Origin of the sequence: Chitinophaga filiformis (assembly GCF_900102545.1) — a bacterium.
GTDB classification, from domain to species: Bacteria; Bacteroidota; Bacteroidia; order Chitinophagales; family Chitinophagaceae; genus Chitinophaga; species Chitinophaga filiformis.
Map to the genome: position 1 here is coordinate 1,003,298 of NZ_FNBN01000002.1, position 14,203 is coordinate 1,017,500.

Here is a 14,203-nt window from a genome sequence, read left to right on the forward strand (position 1 = left end):
CGTATTATGCCCTTGGAGGGTTCCAGCATTTCGCTGTATAACCGGGAAGAGAGATGGCCCGGTATTCTGTATAATGGGTGTAAATAATGTTCGTAACGGGTTCTATCTGTACTGTCTTTTCCAATACTACGGGAACAGAGCAGTTATGGCAATTGAAGAAAGGGGAACATATTCCTTGCGGCACATCATGCCTGTCGCCTTCGCAATTATCAAAATTGCAACAGGGGATGACTGCCATCAGCAGTACATAGACCGATATGATCAATGTAATTACTTTCATAATGCCGGGTCAAATATAGGTCAATCATCAGATTAATTTATAATGAAAGATTGCAACACTGTTGTCAGTCGCCAGAACGGGCATGCAGATGTTCCTGTCTGACAGCCATCTATGGCCTTTCTCGCTATTTTGCCAGTTGTAGTACTGCCCACAAGGCTGCCCCGGAAATGATGACCCATAAAAGCACACCTTGTATCATTGGTTTTATGCCTACTCCTTTCAATACCGCGCCTGATAATCCTGCGCCAATCAGGAACAGGGTAACGGTGAGACCCGTTTTTGCTACCTTGACGATCACTTCACTGGCTGACGGCATAGGGATGTAGGTATGTATGATCATGGCAAGGATAAACAGCCCTATGAAGTACGGTATCTTCATCTTCTGTTTACCTGTTTTGAAACAGAAGGCAGTCAGCAGTACAACAGGGATGATCCAGAGTGCGCGGGCCAGCTTAACGGTGGTTGCTATTTCGAGTGCCTGAGGACCATATTTGCTGGCAGCTCCTACGACAGAGCTGGTGTCATGAATAGCGATAGCGCTCCAGAGGCCAAACTGTGTCTGGGTCATATGCAGGAGATGACCAATAAAGGGAAATAGGAATAGCGCGGCGGAGTTCAGGATGAAAACCGTGCCCAGTGCTACAGACAATTGTTTTTCTTCGGCTCTGATGACTGGTGAAATTGCAGCGATGGCGCTTCCTCCACAGATGGCAGTACCGCAGGAGATCAGGTGGGATGTTTTGGTATCAATCTTTAATAATTTCCCAGCGATGTAGCCAATTACGAGGGTGCCGGTAATAGAGGCTACCGTAAATAAAAAGCCTTCACTACCGGCTTTTACGGCACTATGGATATTCATACCGAAGCCGAGTCCTACAACAGAGACCTGCAACAATACATGTGTGGCTTTGTGATTGAGATAAAGGAAGGGATGACCTATAAACTGTGCGATGATCAAACCTATTACCAGCGCTACGGGAGGAGATACCCAGGGTGTCAGGCAGGCGGTGAGCGCTAATATAAATATCACTTCCCGGGTAGTGATGCTTCTGTCCAGAAAATTCTTCTTCACTATGCCTTCTGTCTTTTCATTATGCGCTATTGTAGTCATATACTGATCTTTTGATGACACAAAGTTGCGCTACATCTACTGTTAAAGGAAATCACGATTGGTAATATTCGATAACCTAAGGTTATTACCTGTATGCCATGTAAGTTATCTATCGACCAAATAGAAAAGATTTATTTGGCAAATAATACCGATTGGTATAATTTTACATCGTCTTAATGAAAGCGATATGAGTAAGGCAGAAAGAACGAAGGAGTTTATAGTAGAGAAAACGGCGCCTATCTTTAATAAGAAGGGATTTGCCGGTACTTCTCTCTCTGATATGACGGAGGCGACTGGTCTTACGAAAGGTAGCATTTACGGCAATTTTGCCAATAAAGATGAAGTGGCACTGGCATCATTTGATTACAATCTCCGCAAGCTGAGAACATATGTCCGCGCAGAGGAGGAAAAAGCGAAAACCATCAAGGAAAAATTGATGGTGCGCACTTTTCTCTTTGAAAAGGAGCGTTTGGTGGCTTATCCGGAAGGTGGTTGTCCACTGATAAATACCGGTCCTGAAGCAGACGATACACATCCGGCTCTGAAGGAAAGGGTGGCAAATGCGATTGAAAGCTGGAAGGAAAGAACCATCAGCATGATAGAAGAAGGGATCAGGAATAAAGAGATCTCTCCGGATGCAAACCCTGAGCAGGCGGCACTGACGCTGATCTCGATGATCCAGGGGGCTATATTCGTAGCCAGGACAACCAGCAAGCCAGAATATGGCAGAAGTGTCATGGAGGTGGCCAGAAAATATATAACATCACTCTGACTATTTTTTTAACTATAAATATACCAATCGGTATTATTTTTCAAAGCGTAAAAAGAACATCATGAAAACGATTAACAACACTGTCCTGATAACCGGCGGCGGAGCAGGTATTGGCTTTCAGACAGCTAAACTGTTATCTGAAAAAGGCAATCATGTCATCATTACCGGCAGAAATGCAGGCACCTTAGAAAAAGCAGCAGTACAGCTGAAAAACGTCACACCAATAGTATCTGACGTATCAAAAGAAGAAGATGTATTGGCACTTGTAGAAAGGTTGAAAAAAGAATTTCCAACCCTGAACGTTGTGATCAACAACGCAGCAGCAGCGGAAGTATACAGACTGGAGGCAGGTGTAAATGCTTACGATAAAGCATCTAAGGAGATCCATACCAATTTCCTCTCCGTGATCAGGCTGAATGAATTGTTACTGCCATTGCTGGAAAAACAACCGGAAGCAGCTATTGTAAACGTGACTTCTATCGTGGCCTTCGCTCCAGGTGTGAGACTCCCGGGTTATGCTGCCAGTAAAGCTGCTTTACACTCCTATACACAGGTACTGAGACATGCATTATCTGCAACCAGTGTGAAAGTATTTGAACTGATGCCGCCATTAGTGAATACGGAATTCTCAAAGGAGATCGGTGGTGAGAACGGTATGCCCCCTGCTGCAGTAGCACAAGCCTTAATAGACGCACTGGCTACAGATCATTATGAAATACATGTAGGCAATACTGCCGATTTCTATAAATTGTTCCTTTCTTCTCCTACAGAGGCTTTCGCAGTACTGAACACCGCAAGATAAATCCTGCTTTTACTTTGACAGTAATTATACCGACTGGTATAATTACTGTCTCTACATAATTCTCTCGCATGAAAAGGACTATACTGCTTATCACCGTTATTGCTGCTGCGGTAATGGAGCTGATAGACACATCCATCGTCAACGTAGCATTATCGCACATGAGCGGCAACCTGGGCGCAACACTGGAAGATACTTCCTGGGTGATCACGGCATATGCTATTGCCAACGTGATCATTATTCCTATCACCAGTTTCCTTTCGAATAAACTCGGCCGGCGAAATTACTATATCGGTTCTATCATCGCTTTTACCTTCTTTTCATTCATGTGTGGCCAGGCATCCAACATCTGGGTGCTGGTTATCTTCCGCTTCTTACAGGGTATGGGTGGAGGCGCGCTGTTATCCGTTTCACAGGTGATTGTATTCGAACTTTTCCCGAAAGAAAAACAGAATGTGGCAAGTGCCTTATTTGGCATCGGCGTATTCGTTGGTCCTACCATTGGCCCTACCCTGGGTGGTTACATTACAGAATTCTACGACTGGCCATGGATATTCTACATTAATGTTCCTATAGGTATTGTTGCAGCCGCTATCTGTTATGCTTTACTGACAGAACCAAAGGTAAAAGAAACAGCGGGTAGTGTCGATTGGGCAGGTATCATCCTGCTGGCTATTGGCATCGGATCTCTGCAAACAGTATTGGAACGGGGGGAGACTGACGACTGGTTTGAGGCAGGATACATTGTTTTCCTCAGTGTTACGGCCTTCTTTGGATTATTATTATTCATATGGTGGGAACTCACCACAAAAACACCCGTGGTCAACCTGCGGGTACTTAAAAGCAGGAACCTGAGCCTGGCGGCTGTGCTCACCTTTGTATCGGGTGTGGGCCTGTTCAGTTCTGTATTTCTGACGCCTGTATTCGCACAGAGACTGCTCAATTTTACACCGACACAAACAGGTTTGCTATTACTGCCCGGCGCTATACTCGCTATAGGAGGATTGGTTGTCTCGGCCAGGTTGCTGCAGAGAGGTGTCTCCCCTCTTGTTATGATCACCACCGGTATGCTGATGTTTGTCGTCTTTAGCTGGCAGATGTCGCGTTATAACCTTGACGCCAGTGCCTTTGGTCTGACCACGACACTGATCTGGCGAGGTGTGGGACTGGCCATCATCACCGTACCATTATCCGTATTAGCAGTGTCGTCACTTCCTCCGGCCGACCTTGCACAGGGAGCTGCTTTGAATAATATGATGCGGCAACTGGGAGGTTCTTTTGGCCTGGCGATGGTAAACACTTACCTGGCCAACCGTAATGCAGTACACAGATCCGACCTTGTATCCAATATCACGGCAGACAATCCGATTGCGGTAAAACGGCTGGCTGACTATACACAATTCTTTATATCAAAGGGCGCAGGTCTGGCGGAGTCTAAGGCCAAGGCATTGCGACTTATAGATGCCGGTATTACCCGGCAGACTTCGATGCTGAGCTTCGATGATGCCTATCTGTTAATAGGGGTGGTATTCCTGTGTTCACTGCCTTTATTACTTATGGCATCAAAAAGGAAGAAAGGCGCGAAAGTACAGGTGGTACTGGCAGATCATTAGCATGTTCTCGCTTTGTCAAGTATACCAGGGCTGGGGAAGCATTTGGCTCCCTGGCCCTTTTCGGCTAATTTGCAGCCCATACCTGCCGGTGAATGAAGAACAACTACGACAATATTGCCAGATACTATGATTTCCTCAGCCGTATCGTATTTCGTACTGCACAGCAGGATGCGCAGACAGCCCTTCTGCCGTATATCGAAATAAACAGCAAAGTGCTGATAGCGGGTGGAGGAACAGGCTGGATACTGGAAGAAATAGCAAAAAGATGCCCGCCCGGTTTACACATTTATTATGTGGAGATCTCTGCGAATATGATCGCACTCGCAAAGGAGCAAAAATATCAGCATGAGGTAACGTTTATCAATATGGCCATAGAAGATTTCAACAGGGATCGTTCTCTTATCTTCGACGTTGTCATGACGCCCTTCTTGTTTGATAACTTCTCCCAGGAAAGGATAAAACCCATTTTCCTTCATCTTCATAGCATGCTCAGGCCAGGAGGGAGATGGCTGTTTACCGATTTTCACTACCAGAAAGTAGCCCCGTTATGGCAGCGGATATTACTACAAAGTATGTACGTGTTCTTCCGGATATTATGTCATGTGGAAGCAAGTGCGCTGGCTGATATTGAGCCTTTATTCAAAACGCATCACTATACAAGTCTTTTCGAGGTATTCTATTTCAAAAAGTTTATCAGGTCGGCCGTTTACTATAAAGAGGGGCTTGTTAATAATTGTTAATTTACCCATACTGCGAAATCGTTTCATGGATGATTCATGAGATTTAGTAAGAATTTCATGCATTCTATCCTGAACAACCACTAATAAAAAAGAGGGATAGGCTTGTGCCTATCTCTCTTTCAAATCTCCAGACTCCCTGCCGATAGACTCACGTTCCTTGCGGGAAGCGCTATGGCTGGAAGCCGTTCTCCCATCTTCTTTCTCTGACGGCTCCATCAGTTTTCGCATGTTGACGGCATTTGTTTCATCACTCAGTAAGTTCGCCATATAGACATGCATCTTTGTTTTACCGCCGGATATTACACGGCTTTCACCACTCATGAGTGCTTCATAACCATCCTGGGCTACTTCTTCCGGTGTTTGTAATGATTCTTCACGATACGTCTTGGTGTATTCCATATTGGCCTTATGGAAAAAGTCAGTATCGGACGCACCGGGCACTAACACCGTAATATTTACACCAGTGCCGACCAGTTCATTACTGATAGCGGCGCTAAATGAGAGCACAAAGGCTTTTGTAGCTGCATATACTGACAATAATGGCATGGGCGCTTTACCCGCCTCAGAACCCAATTGCAGTATATGTCCTTCTCCTCTCGCCACCATATCGGTAACAAAATATTTAGTCAGCGCTACCAGTGAACAGATGTTCAACTGGATAATGTCAAGATTACGCTGCAGGTCAACATCTACGAAGCGGCCCCATTCTCCCTGTCCTGCGTCATTCACCAGATAATTCACTACAATACCTCTGGCCTGTATTTCATCATATATTTCCTTTGCTGCGGCTGGTCGGAAGAGATCACTTGAAATAGGTGTTACCTCGATATTATATTGTTGCTTCAACTCATCTGTCACTTCCTGCAATCTTTCTTTCGATCTTGCTACAAGCACGAGGCTGAAACCATCCTTAGCAAACAATTTTGCCAACTCATATCCGAAGCCGCTGGTGGCGCCGGTAATCAGTGCATACTGATTACGGTTGTTCAGGTTAATTACTGGCATACATTTCAGTTTAAATATCAACGGGAATTTTTAAGACTCTCAGGCGCTTCTTTCAGTTCATCCTTCTGTTTATTTGCTTCCGGAGTTATTTCTTTTGCGCCTTTGTTATCACGTTCCCGTTCTGTCTGCTCAACAGATGATGCAGAAGATTCAGCTGCTTCTGACTGTTCAGCTTTACCAGTAAGGTCTTCTTTTGTCATCTTTGGTTTATCCTGTCCCATAATATAAAAATTTAAGCTTGAAAGAATAATCTATCAGGATCAAACAACAAGCCATGTATGCTATTATATAGGACGAGGCGGAGTCAACCGGCATATTTGTACATATGCTGGTACAGTAGTGTGGAATAAATTACTGGGTAACAAACTACGACTGCAATCTCTTCAATCGGCAGACTGGACAGGCGCTTCTTTTGCTGTTCCGGCAATGAGGCCTTCTTTCCCCATACGGTTTTGCTCTCCGAGCGACAGACCGTCTGTACGTGTGGTTTGCAACCAGCCATTTCTGAAGCGTCTGAATATCTGTATAGCCAAGCCCATATCCCGGTAAAAATCTCTTTCTACTTCTGCTACCGTGCGGTGCTCACTAATATCTATCCAGCCAAAGCTATGGATCAGACGGATCTCCTCAATAGGAGTATCTCCGGGGAGCTTTTTATTGTTTGCAGAGCCTTCTCCCTGGTCATGCGGACAGAGATAGCATTCCAGTTTCAGGTAAGGATATACCTCATGGAATTTATTCTGGATGTTACGTAAAACATCTTCTTCGCTGATATATATTTCCATCGTGTTGCGTTTTAATGAGTTAATGATACACCCGTCATTCTTTCCCATGCATTCCCTTTTTTGTAAAACAAACAGGTGAATTATTAGTTGCAGGAATGACAAGATGTTTCAAAGTTAGCACTCCGGGGAAGGGAGGGCAATGATGGAGGTTATGAGGAAAGCTGTTTATGATCAGGAGCGATCATTCTCCCGGCAACAGGGGGAGAATGCAATCCTGCAGGTAAGAACCTCTCAGCTGGCTATAAAGGATGCCCCGGGTAATACCAGTGGCCGCCCTGGAAACAGCTTGTCCTATATCGGCGGGAATCAGGTATTCCCCGTTCGTCTGCCGCGTCAGTGTTTCTTCAAACATGGGAATACCAAAGCCACATGCCACTGTTGCGCTGGCAAGCGGCAGGGTGTTGCCGGATTGTATCAGGGTTACGGTGGTGAACACGATGACCATTTGTTTGTCAACGTTTGTCTTTTGTTCCTGCTGAACATTGAACTCATAACTCGCCTGTCTTTCCTTGCTGCCGGTTGAAGGTTCTGGTGAAAGAGAAAAGGAAAGCAGTTCGATACCGTGTAAATTAGGGGAGGTTTCCAATTTGTGATGATTATAGTAAAGAAAAAACAACCTGTGTTCAGGCATTAAAAGGGGGACTTGTTAAACCGCCGCTTTGACCGGCTATTTTATACAATGGTCCCTGAATAGCTCCTTTTAAGGATGAAGGGACTACCGGAACCGTAACATTGACGTTCAGCGGTGGCTGGGTAGCAGTCATATCCGCATCCAGCAACCTGATGCCCAATACCCGTTGAATATCTACTAATGTATCCATGGTAAAATTGTGGGTGCCGCTTAACCATTTAGATACCAGGGATGGACTTTTTAAGTGGAGCTCCCTGGCGAGATCAAGGCTTTTCCAGCCTTTGGCTTTGAGGCCTGCATGAATCTTGGCGGCCATTTTCATTTTATGGTCTATCTGGTCTTGCTCAGCGGGGCTGATGTGACTCAGTAAATTGTTTACCAGATCACTGGTGTAGTTGGTGTTGGTTGCTTCGAAGTTTTCCATCATTCTTTTTTTAACGTGTAAGTAATAAATCTCCTTCCAGTTTTAACCGGTTGAGAGATATTCTTAAATTATTATCCTTTAGCTGGGTACGGATAATTTTCGAGTAGTGCATCATTTCATTTACTTCGCGGGTGAGTTTGGGATCATCCTGCCAGGCCCGGACATTTTTGGGCCCTCCCCCGCCTACAATAACCATCTGCTCACTCAAACGTATGCAGTACAAGCGCAGATGCTTATCAGGAATATCATAAAGAGCACATACCTGATCATCCCATTCCAGCCCTTCATCCAGCTTAAAATAAGTACTGACCGCCCCTGTTACGTTCCCGATACTCCTGAGCCGCCCCATAATACTTAGCAGATCCTGAAAGAACTCTTTTTGGTATTCCATTACAAACCGGTCTAAAAAAGCATACTGACTTTCTTCAGTAATGATACTGTAGACCGAGGCCTTTTTACCTGAGAGATTAGTCAGGTAAACTAATTTTGATTTCACCTAAAACTAAACTTTTACGAAGTTAACAATATTAAATCACTTCTAAGTGATTTTTTTACTCTTTTTTTTCACCTAAAAGTAAATTAATACATATTTAGCTAATTTATCGCAACAACGGACAGACTATTTTTCTTTCGCCCCCCTTTTCTTAAGGTAGGTTAATGGATTACTTCTCTTTTCCGGCGTATATTTGTTGCAACATATAAATACACTGATCATGGCAAAAGCAGTATTACATAAGGCAGCAACACGTGGACATGCAGACCACGGATGGTTAAACAGCCATCATACTTTCAGTTTTGCCAACTACTATAATCCGGAAAGGATGCAGTTTGGCGCCCTGCGGGTGTTGAACGATGACATAGTAGCTGGTGGAAGAGGTTTTGATGCTCACCCTCATGATAACATGGAAATCATCAGTATTCCACTGCAAGGCGCCCTTGAGCATAAAGACAACCTTGGAAATACCGTCATCACAAAAGCGGGCGAAATACAGGTAATGAGCACAGGAACCGGCGTTTTCCACAGTGAGTACAATGCCAATACCGATATACCTGCTCATTTCCTGCAGATCTGGTTATTTCCTAACCAGTTGAATGTTGCTCCCAGATATGACCAGGTAACAATAGATACTGAAAGCAAGCCTAACCACCTGCAACAGCTGATCTCCCCTGATCCCAGTGGTGCGGGTACCTGGTTGTACCAGGACGCCTGGTTCCACATGGGCAGGTTTGACAAAAACAGCGAGACCTCCTATGAGGTCAAAAAACAGGGAAACGGCGTGTACTTCTTTGTCATTAAGGGAAAATTCGTCATCAACGGACAGGAACTGGATAACAGTGATGGCTATGGTGTGAAAGACACCAATCACTTCACCATCGTTTCACAGGAAGAAGATGCTCAGTTGCTGGTGATAGATGTACCATTATTCAGTTGATTTAGACAACTCATTGCTGAAAAAGCATCTGTTGTAACATATACCTTTGCTTAACGTAAACATAAAATATAAATTAGAATCATATGTCTCCTATTAAGATTGCCAACACACAGAATGAAGTATTAGAACTGATCAGGAACAGGTGGAGTCCACGCTCTTTTTCGACCAAAGACCTGAATACGGCAACAGTTGAGACCATCCTCGAAGCAGGATCATGGGCGCCCAGCGCGAACAATTCTCAGCCCTGGCGCTTTATATATGCTTTACGTGGTACACCGGGGTTTGACAAACTGCTTTCAACGCTGGCTCCCGGTAATGTACCCTGGGCAAAAAATGCTGCTGCACTGGTGGCTTCTATAGGCATCCGTGAGCTGCCTGATACCCAGCAGAAAAATCATTATTACATGCATGATGTTGGCATGGCTACCTCTTTTATGCTGTTACAGGCACTAAATATGGATGTATACGGACATGTGATGGCAGGATTCAACAAACAACACGCCGCTGAACTACTGGGTCTACCAGCCAATGAGGAACCAGTATCTATGCTGGCACTGGGTTATATAGACAGCGCGGAAAAGCTGGATGAGCCTTACAAAACAAGGGAATTAACTCCCAGAAGCCGCAATCCGATATCTGCGATTGCAGCCCACCTGGACTAAACCATACGATATGGCACCAACGCAACTACATATACTCGCTATAGGGAGAAATGCTGAAATTATGACGGTGATGCAAAGATTACTCAATGCTCCCGACAACTGGACAGGTGTAACTGCTACGACAGACGAAGCTGCCAAAGCAGCCTTTGAAAAAGAAGCGTTTGATATTGTGCTGCTCTGCGCCGGCATCAGTCCTGAAGAAGAGGCAACACTTACTGCCTACTTCAAACAGCATTCGCCGGCCATCATTGTCAAAAGACACTATGGCGGAGGAAGCGGCTTACTGAAAAATGAAATATTATACGCCCTGGAGAACAGATAACACTCCGGTATCATAAAACACCTGGTATGAAAAAAAACATTGCACACATCCTGGCGGGAAGAGCAAAAAATATCACTCCTACCCAGACGGTATTACAACCCTTGCCTCATGCAGACTTCCGCTTCGCCAATCCGTTCATTGTTCTCCATCATGGAGGACCGGATATTGTGCCGGCGGGATCGGATGACAGGATACATCCTCATCCGCACAGGGGTTTTGCTCCCGTTACATTCCAGTTACAGGGACAGGCGCATCATAAAGACACTACCGGTAACGATCAGTTACTGAATCCTGGTGATGCACAATGGATGTTTGCAGGAAAAGCCATTCTCCACAGCGAGGGGCCTTCAGCACAGATGCATAAAGATGGCGGCGTATCAGAAATATTACAGTTATGGGTAAACGTACCTGCAGCACATAAATGGGATGATCCCCGTTACCAGTTTGTACGGAAAGAGGACATGCCTGGAATACTTGAACAGGATGGTGTCAACCTCCGCCTCGTAAGCGGACAATTCGACGGTAAAACAGGACCGGTGAACATTTCCTTTACCCCTGTGATTTCCGCGGTGGGCGAAATTGCAGGTGGTAAGGAAGTGGAGTTCAATGTGACGGAAGACTACTGGACTTTACTGTATGTTGCACACGGCAGGGTAACTATCGACGACATCACACCAGTGCCGGAACATTCCCTGATCGTTTTCAAAAGAGAAGGCACTATGTTCTCTGTAGCTGCCAATGAAGACAGTCAGGTACTTTTCCTCTCAGCAGAAGTCATTGACGAACCGGTAGCAGCCAAAGACAATTTCGTTATGAACACCATGGCGGAAGTAGACCAGGCCATTGAGGATTATAAGAATGGCCGTTTTGGGACGCTAGCTTACTAAACATTAAAAACTATTTTATGGACGATAGAATCTTAGGCCTTCACCACATTACGGCCATTGCAGACAATGCTAAAAGAAACCTTCAGTTTTATACAGAAACCTTAGGTCTTCGCTTCGTGAAGAAGACTGTAAATTTTGACGATCCAGGTACTTATCATTTCTACTTTGGAGATGAGCATGGTACACCGGGCTCCATTCTGACCTTCTTTCCATGGGAAGGCATAGGTCGCGGTCACACCGGAACAGGTATGGCAACAGAGATCGGATATTCCGTACCCGCAGGCAGCCTTGATTTCTGGACAGAACGCTTCAAAGCGCATAATGTAACGCATGGTCCCATAGCCGAAAGATTTGGAGAACAGTATCTTCCTTTCGAAGATCCGGATGGCCTGAAACTGAACCTGATCGTGTCTAAAACTACCGACAACCGCCAGGCATGGGAAACGGCAGAAGTCAAAGCTGCCCACGCTACCAAAGGGTTCCACAACGTTGTGCTGACCCTGAGAAGCATAGGTCCTACTGCCAGCATTCTGACAGATGTATTTGGGTATAAATTCCTGGAACAGGAAGGAAACCGTCACCGCTTTGTGACTGACGCTATTCCTGAAGCGTCTATCGTAGACCTGGTAGAATCAAAGGAACCTGCCGGCAAAGGAGGCGGAGGTACCAACCACCACGTAGCTTTCCGTGTGGCAAACGATGAAGTACTGATGCATTTCAGGGAAAAGGTGGTAAAGAAAGGACTGAATATCACGCAGAAGATCAACCGTGACTACTTCTTCTCCCTTTATTTCAGGGAACCAGGAGGTGTACTGTTTGAAATCGCTACCAACAATCCCGGCTTTACTGTAGATGAACCGCTGGAGCAGCTGGGACAACATCTTAAACTGCCGGTACAGTATGAATCTATGCGTGCCGACATCGAAAAAGTATTACCTGCACTCTAATAACCACCTATACAATGGATGAAGTAGTAATCAGGCTCAATGCCAAAAACCACGGTGCTTTCTACCTGATGCATGAAGGAGAACAAACTGGAGAAATGATCATCAGCATTGCTGATAATGTGCTGACAGTTTATCACACGGAAATAGATCCGAAGTTTGAAGGCAAAGGCCTTGCAAGAGTACTCCTGAATGGCATGGTAGCTTATGCCCGTGAACATCAGCTGAAGGTAAAACCCTTGTGTGCTTATGTGCATGCACAGTTTAAGAGGCATCCGGAGGAGTTTGCCGACATCTGGCTGAAACAGGAGGCGGAGCAATAACCACAAACACAATTTATGCATAGCAAGAAGATAATAACAGCAGGGAAAAAGACGACAGAAGCAAAGAAGGCGCTGATTATGATCCATGGACGCGGAGGGAGTGCGGAAGATATCCTCACCCTCTCCAACTACCTGGAGGTCAGGGATTATGCACTGATAGCCCCGCAGGCTACAGGAGGTACCTGGTACCCTTACTCTTTCCTGATGCCTCCTGCACAGAATGAGCCCTGGCTCTCGTCTGCCCTCTCTGTGCTGAAAGAAATAGTTGCGGATGTAGTAGCAGATGGCATCCCGCATGACAATATCTATTTCCTCGGATTCTCTCAGGGCGCCTGTCTTACCCTGGAATTCGTAACCCGTAATGCGGATCAATACGGCGGAGTAGTTGCCTTTACCGGTGGCCTGATCGGCGATAAGATCTATCCGGAGAACTATACAGGCAATTTTAAAAATACGCCCGTATTCATCGGCTCCAGTAATCCTGATCCGCATGTACCCGTTGAACGTGTAAAGGCGAGCGAAAAGATCCTGCAGGAAATGGGCGCTGATATTAAGGTGAACATTTACAATAATATGGGCCATACCATCAGCCAGGATGAGATTGATCTTGCCAATGAACTGGTATTCCGTAAGTAATATCCAGGAAAGCTATTGACTAATCCACCAACTCCAGGGAGAGGCGTACCTGGCGGTTTGGTGATATAGAAAGGACGGTTTAAGATCCGGTTAGAAGAATCAAGTTCACTTCTAATCCGATACCAAACCGTCCTTTCTTCGTTAATATGAAGTGCTTACGCGCCTAATGCTTTCTGTACATGGTGCTTCTCACCTTGCTCAGGAATTCCGGAGAGACCCCGATATACCTGGCTATATGGTGCTGGGGGATGCGCTGCACGATGGCCGGATACTTCTCGATAAAGGCCAGGTACCTCTCCTCTGCCGTCTGAGAAATAGAGGCATATATTCTTTGCTGCAGCACACCTGCTGTGCGCTGTAGTAAGATACGGAACAGCTTCTCGAACTTTGGCACCTTCTGGTACAGGATATTCTTATCTTCATAAGAGATCGTCAGCAACTCACAGTCCTCCAGTGTCTCTATATTCTGCCGGGAAGGCTGCTGCTCCGTAAAGCTGGATATATCCGCCACCCACCAATCCTCCACTGCAAAGGTCAGGTTTGTTTCCGCTCCCTGCTTGTCGACATAGAAGGTACGCACGCAACCTTTGAGTATATATGCCTCATAATCACATATTTCTCCTTCTTTCAGGAGAAAACTCTTTTTCTTTACTTTCCTGAATTGCAGGAGTGAATGGAAGATCTCCAGTTCCTCCGGGGTAAGCTGTATATATCTTGCAACGAATTGGTCAATTGAGCCGAACATAGTAAATTGATGGGCGGTTGTCTTAAATTTTGCTTAAAAGCTTACTTTCAACCGCAATAATAAGCAAAGCACGTATCTTTTGACAGTAAAT

Annotated in this window: 20 protein-coding genes; 11 read left to right on the top strand and 9 right to left on the bottom strand. The window is 45.4% G+C overall.

Annotated features, from left to right (window positions below; translation table 11 throughout):
• Nucleotides 1–4: 4 nt before the first annotated feature.
• The gene (locus BLR32_RS33750) at nucleotides 5–280 is read right to left on the bottom strand and encodes a hypothetical protein (RefSeq protein ID WP_143011429.1); all 276 of its coding nucleotides are present in this window, start codon (nucleotides 278–280) and stop codon (nucleotides 5–7) included.
• 124 nt (nucleotides 281–404) lie between these two features.
• The gene (locus BLR32_RS10470) at nucleotides 405–1,391 is read right to left on the bottom strand and encodes a YeiH family protein (protein ID WP_089831347.1); all 987 of its coding nucleotides are present in this window, start codon (nucleotides 1,389–1,391) and stop codon (nucleotides 405–407) included.
• 187 nt (nucleotides 1,392–1,578) lie between these two features.
• On the opposite strand from BLR32_RS10470, the gene BLR32_RS10475 reads away from it, so the two are divergent.
• The 4 genes from BLR32_RS10475 to BLR32_RS10490 all read left to right on the top strand — a co-directional run bounded on the left by BLR32_RS10475 (nucleotide 1,579) and on the right by BLR32_RS10490 (nucleotide 5,315).
• On the top strand, nucleotides 1,579–2,163 hold the full coding sequence (locus tag BLR32_RS10475; protein ID WP_089831350.1) for a TetR/AcrR family transcriptional regulator: 585 nt from the start codon (nucleotides 1,579–1,581) through the stop codon (nucleotides 2,161–2,163).
• Nucleotides 2,164–2,224: 61 nt separating this feature from the next.
• Complete coding sequence (locus tag BLR32_RS10480) at nucleotides 2,225–2,965, top strand: SDR family oxidoreductase (RefSeq protein ID WP_089831352.1); 741 nt, start codon at nucleotides 2,225–2,227, stop codon at nucleotides 2,963–2,965.
• A 68-nt stretch (nucleotides 2,966–3,033) separates the two neighbouring features.
• Entirely contained in the window at nucleotides 3,034–4,575 is a 1,542-nt protein-coding gene (locus BLR32_RS10485; RefSeq protein ID WP_089831354.1) for a DHA2 family efflux MFS transporter permease subunit, read from the top strand.
• A 92-nt stretch (nucleotides 4,576–4,667) separates the two neighbouring features.
• On the top strand, nucleotides 4,668–5,315 hold the full coding sequence (locus tag BLR32_RS10490) for a class I SAM-dependent methyltransferase (RefSeq protein WP_089831356.1): 648 nt from the start codon (nucleotides 4,668–4,670) through the stop codon (nucleotides 5,313–5,315).
• Nucleotides 5,316–5,423: 108 nt separating this feature from the next.
• Here the strand turns inward: BLR32_RS10490 and BLR32_RS10495 are convergent, their stop codons facing one another.
• The 6 genes from BLR32_RS10495 to BLR32_RS10520 form a co-directional block, all read right to left on the bottom strand.
• Complete coding sequence (locus tag BLR32_RS10495) at nucleotides 5,424–6,320, bottom strand: SDR family NAD(P)-dependent oxidoreductase (RefSeq protein WP_089831358.1); 897 nt, start codon at nucleotides 6,318–6,320, stop codon at nucleotides 5,424–5,426.
• A gap of 17 nt (nucleotides 6,321–6,337) precedes the next feature.
• A complete protein-coding gene (locus BLR32_RS10500) occupies nucleotides 6,338–6,541 on the bottom strand; it encodes a hypothetical protein (RefSeq protein WP_089831360.1) in 204 nt (67 codons plus the stop codon).
• A gap of 162 nt (nucleotides 6,542–6,703) precedes the next feature.
• Nucleotides 6,704–7,153, bottom strand: coding sequence for a hypothetical protein (locus BLR32_RS10505; protein ID WP_089831362.1), 450 nt, complete (start codon nucleotides 7,151–7,153; stop codon nucleotides 6,704–6,706).
• A 133-nt stretch (nucleotides 7,154–7,286) separates the two neighbouring features.
• Nucleotides 7,287–7,691, bottom strand: a complete 405-nt coding sequence (locus BLR32_RS10510; RefSeq protein ID WP_143011430.1) for a hypothetical protein — start codon at nucleotides 7,689–7,691, stop codon at nucleotides 7,287–7,289.
• 37 nt (nucleotides 7,692–7,728) lie between these two features.
• Nucleotides 7,729–8,160 carry a helix-turn-helix domain-containing protein gene (locus BLR32_RS10515; RefSeq protein ID WP_176842228.1) on the bottom strand — a complete coding sequence of 144 codons (432 nt, stop codon included), beginning with the start codon at nucleotides 8,158–8,160 and terminating at the stop codon, nucleotides 7,729–7,731.
• Between the two features lie 10 nt (nucleotides 8,161–8,170).
• Nucleotides 8,171–8,656, bottom strand: coding sequence for a hypothetical protein (locus BLR32_RS10520; protein ID WP_089831368.1), 486 nt, complete (start codon nucleotides 8,654–8,656; stop codon nucleotides 8,171–8,173).
• A 217-nt stretch (nucleotides 8,657–8,873) separates the two neighbouring features.
• Here BLR32_RS10520 and BLR32_RS10525 point away from each other — a divergent pair, with 217 nt between their 5' ends.
• From BLR32_RS10525 to BLR32_RS10555, 7 genes are all read left to right on the top strand, one after another.
• Complete coding sequence (locus BLR32_RS10525; protein WP_089831371.1) at nucleotides 8,874–9,593, top strand: pirin family protein; 720 nt, start codon at nucleotides 8,874–8,876, stop codon at nucleotides 9,591–9,593.
• An 83-nt stretch (nucleotides 9,594–9,676) separates the two neighbouring features.
• A complete protein-coding gene (locus BLR32_RS10530; RefSeq protein WP_089831373.1) occupies nucleotides 9,677–10,255 on the top strand; it encodes a nitroreductase family protein in 579 nt (192 codons plus the stop codon).
• 10 nt (nucleotides 10,256–10,265) lie between these two features.
• Complete coding sequence (locus BLR32_RS10535) at nucleotides 10,266–10,577, top strand: hypothetical protein (protein ID WP_089831375.1); 312 nt, start codon at nucleotides 10,266–10,268, stop codon at nucleotides 10,575–10,577.
• Nucleotides 10,578–10,603: 26 nt separating this feature from the next.
• Nucleotides 10,604–11,464, top strand: a complete 861-nt coding sequence (locus BLR32_RS10540; RefSeq protein ID WP_089831377.1) for a pirin family protein — start codon at nucleotides 10,604–10,606, stop codon at nucleotides 11,462–11,464.
• A 17-nt stretch (nucleotides 11,465–11,481) separates the two neighbouring features.
• Nucleotides 11,482–12,411: a ring-cleaving dioxygenase gene (locus BLR32_RS10545; protein WP_089831379.1), complete on the top strand. Its 930-nt coding sequence runs from the start codon at nucleotides 11,482–11,484 to the stop codon at nucleotides 12,409–12,411.
• 14 nt (nucleotides 12,412–12,425) lie between these two features.
• Nucleotides 12,426–12,731: a GNAT family N-acetyltransferase gene (locus BLR32_RS10550; RefSeq protein WP_089831381.1), complete on the top strand. Its 306-nt coding sequence runs from the start codon at nucleotides 12,426–12,428 to the stop codon at nucleotides 12,729–12,731.
• Between the two features lie 15 nt (nucleotides 12,732–12,746).
• The gene (locus BLR32_RS10555; RefSeq protein ID WP_089831383.1) at nucleotides 12,747–13,367 is read left to right on the top strand and encodes an alpha/beta hydrolase; all 621 of its coding nucleotides are present in this window, start codon (nucleotides 12,747–12,749) and stop codon (nucleotides 13,365–13,367) included.
• Nucleotides 13,368–13,530: 163 nt separating this feature from the next.
• Here the strand turns inward: BLR32_RS10555 and BLR32_RS10560 are convergent, their stop codons facing one another.
• Nucleotides 13,531–14,112, bottom strand: a complete 582-nt coding sequence (locus BLR32_RS10560) for a Crp/Fnr family transcriptional regulator (RefSeq protein ID WP_089831385.1) — start codon at nucleotides 14,110–14,112, stop codon at nucleotides 13,531–13,533.
• Between the last annotated feature and the right edge of the window lie 91 nt (nucleotides 14,113–14,203).

What these genes read in the sequence shown, in the direction of transcription:
- BLR32_RS33750 (WP_143011429.1), bottom strand. Translation starts at nt 280, where the DNA reads ATGAAAGTAATTACATTGATCATATCGGTCTATGTACTGCTGATGGCA.
- BLR32_RS10470 (WP_089831347.1), bottom strand. Translation starts at nt 1,391, where the DNA reads ATGACTACAATAGCGCATAATGAAAAGACAGAAGGCATAGTGAAGAAG.
- BLR32_RS10475 (WP_089831350.1), top strand. Translation starts at nt 1,579, where the DNA reads ATGAGTAAGGCAGAAAGAACGAAGGAGTTTATAGTAGAGAAAACGGCG.
- BLR32_RS10480 (WP_089831352.1), top strand. Translation starts at nt 2,225, where the DNA reads ATGAAAACGATTAACAACACTGTCCTGATAACCGGCGGCGGAGCAGGT.
- BLR32_RS10485 (WP_089831354.1), top strand. Translation starts at nt 3,034, where the DNA reads ATGAAAAGGACTATACTGCTTATCACCGTTATTGCTGCTGCGGTAATG.
- BLR32_RS10490 (WP_089831356.1), top strand. Translation starts at nt 4,668, where the DNA reads ATGAAGAACAACTACGACAATATTGCCAGATACTATGATTTCCTCAGC.
- BLR32_RS10495 (WP_089831358.1), bottom strand. Translation starts at nt 6,320, where the DNA reads ATGCCAGTAATTAACCTGAACAACCGTAATCAGTATGCACTGATTACC.
- BLR32_RS10500 (WP_089831360.1), bottom strand. Translation starts at nt 6,541, where the DNA reads ATGGGACAGGATAAACCAAAGATGACAAAAGAAGACCTTACTGGTAAA.
- BLR32_RS10505 (WP_089831362.1), bottom strand. Translation starts at nt 7,153, where the DNA reads ATGGGAAAGAATGACGGGTGTATCATTAACTCATTAAAACGCAACACG.
- BLR32_RS10515 (WP_176842228.1), bottom strand. Translation starts at nt 8,160, where the DNA reads ATGGAAAACTTCGAAGCAACCAACACCAACTACACCAGTGATCTGGTA.
- BLR32_RS10525 (WP_089831371.1), top strand. Translation starts at nt 8,874, where the DNA reads ATGGCAAAAGCAGTATTACATAAGGCAGCAACACGTGGACATGCAGAC.
- BLR32_RS10530 (WP_089831373.1), top strand. Translation starts at nt 9,677, where the DNA reads ATGTCTCCTATTAAGATTGCCAACACACAGAATGAAGTATTAGAACTG.
- BLR32_RS10535 (WP_089831375.1), top strand. Translation starts at nt 10,266, where the DNA reads ATGGCACCAACGCAACTACATATACTCGCTATAGGGAGAAATGCTGAA.
- BLR32_RS10540 (WP_089831377.1), top strand. Translation starts at nt 10,604, where the DNA reads ATGAAAAAAAACATTGCACACATCCTGGCGGGAAGAGCAAAAAATATC.
- BLR32_RS10545 (WP_089831379.1), top strand. Translation starts at nt 11,482, where the DNA reads ATGGACGATAGAATCTTAGGCCTTCACCACATTACGGCCATTGCAGAC.
- BLR32_RS10550 (WP_089831381.1), top strand. Translation starts at nt 12,426, where the DNA reads ATGGATGAAGTAGTAATCAGGCTCAATGCCAAAAACCACGGTGCTTTC.
- BLR32_RS10555 (WP_089831383.1), top strand. Translation starts at nt 12,747, where the DNA reads ATGCATAGCAAGAAGATAATAACAGCAGGGAAAAAGACGACAGAAGCA.
- BLR32_RS10560 (WP_089831385.1), bottom strand. Translation starts at nt 14,112, where the DNA reads ATGTTCGGCTCAATTGACCAATTCGTTGCAAGATATATACAGCTTACC.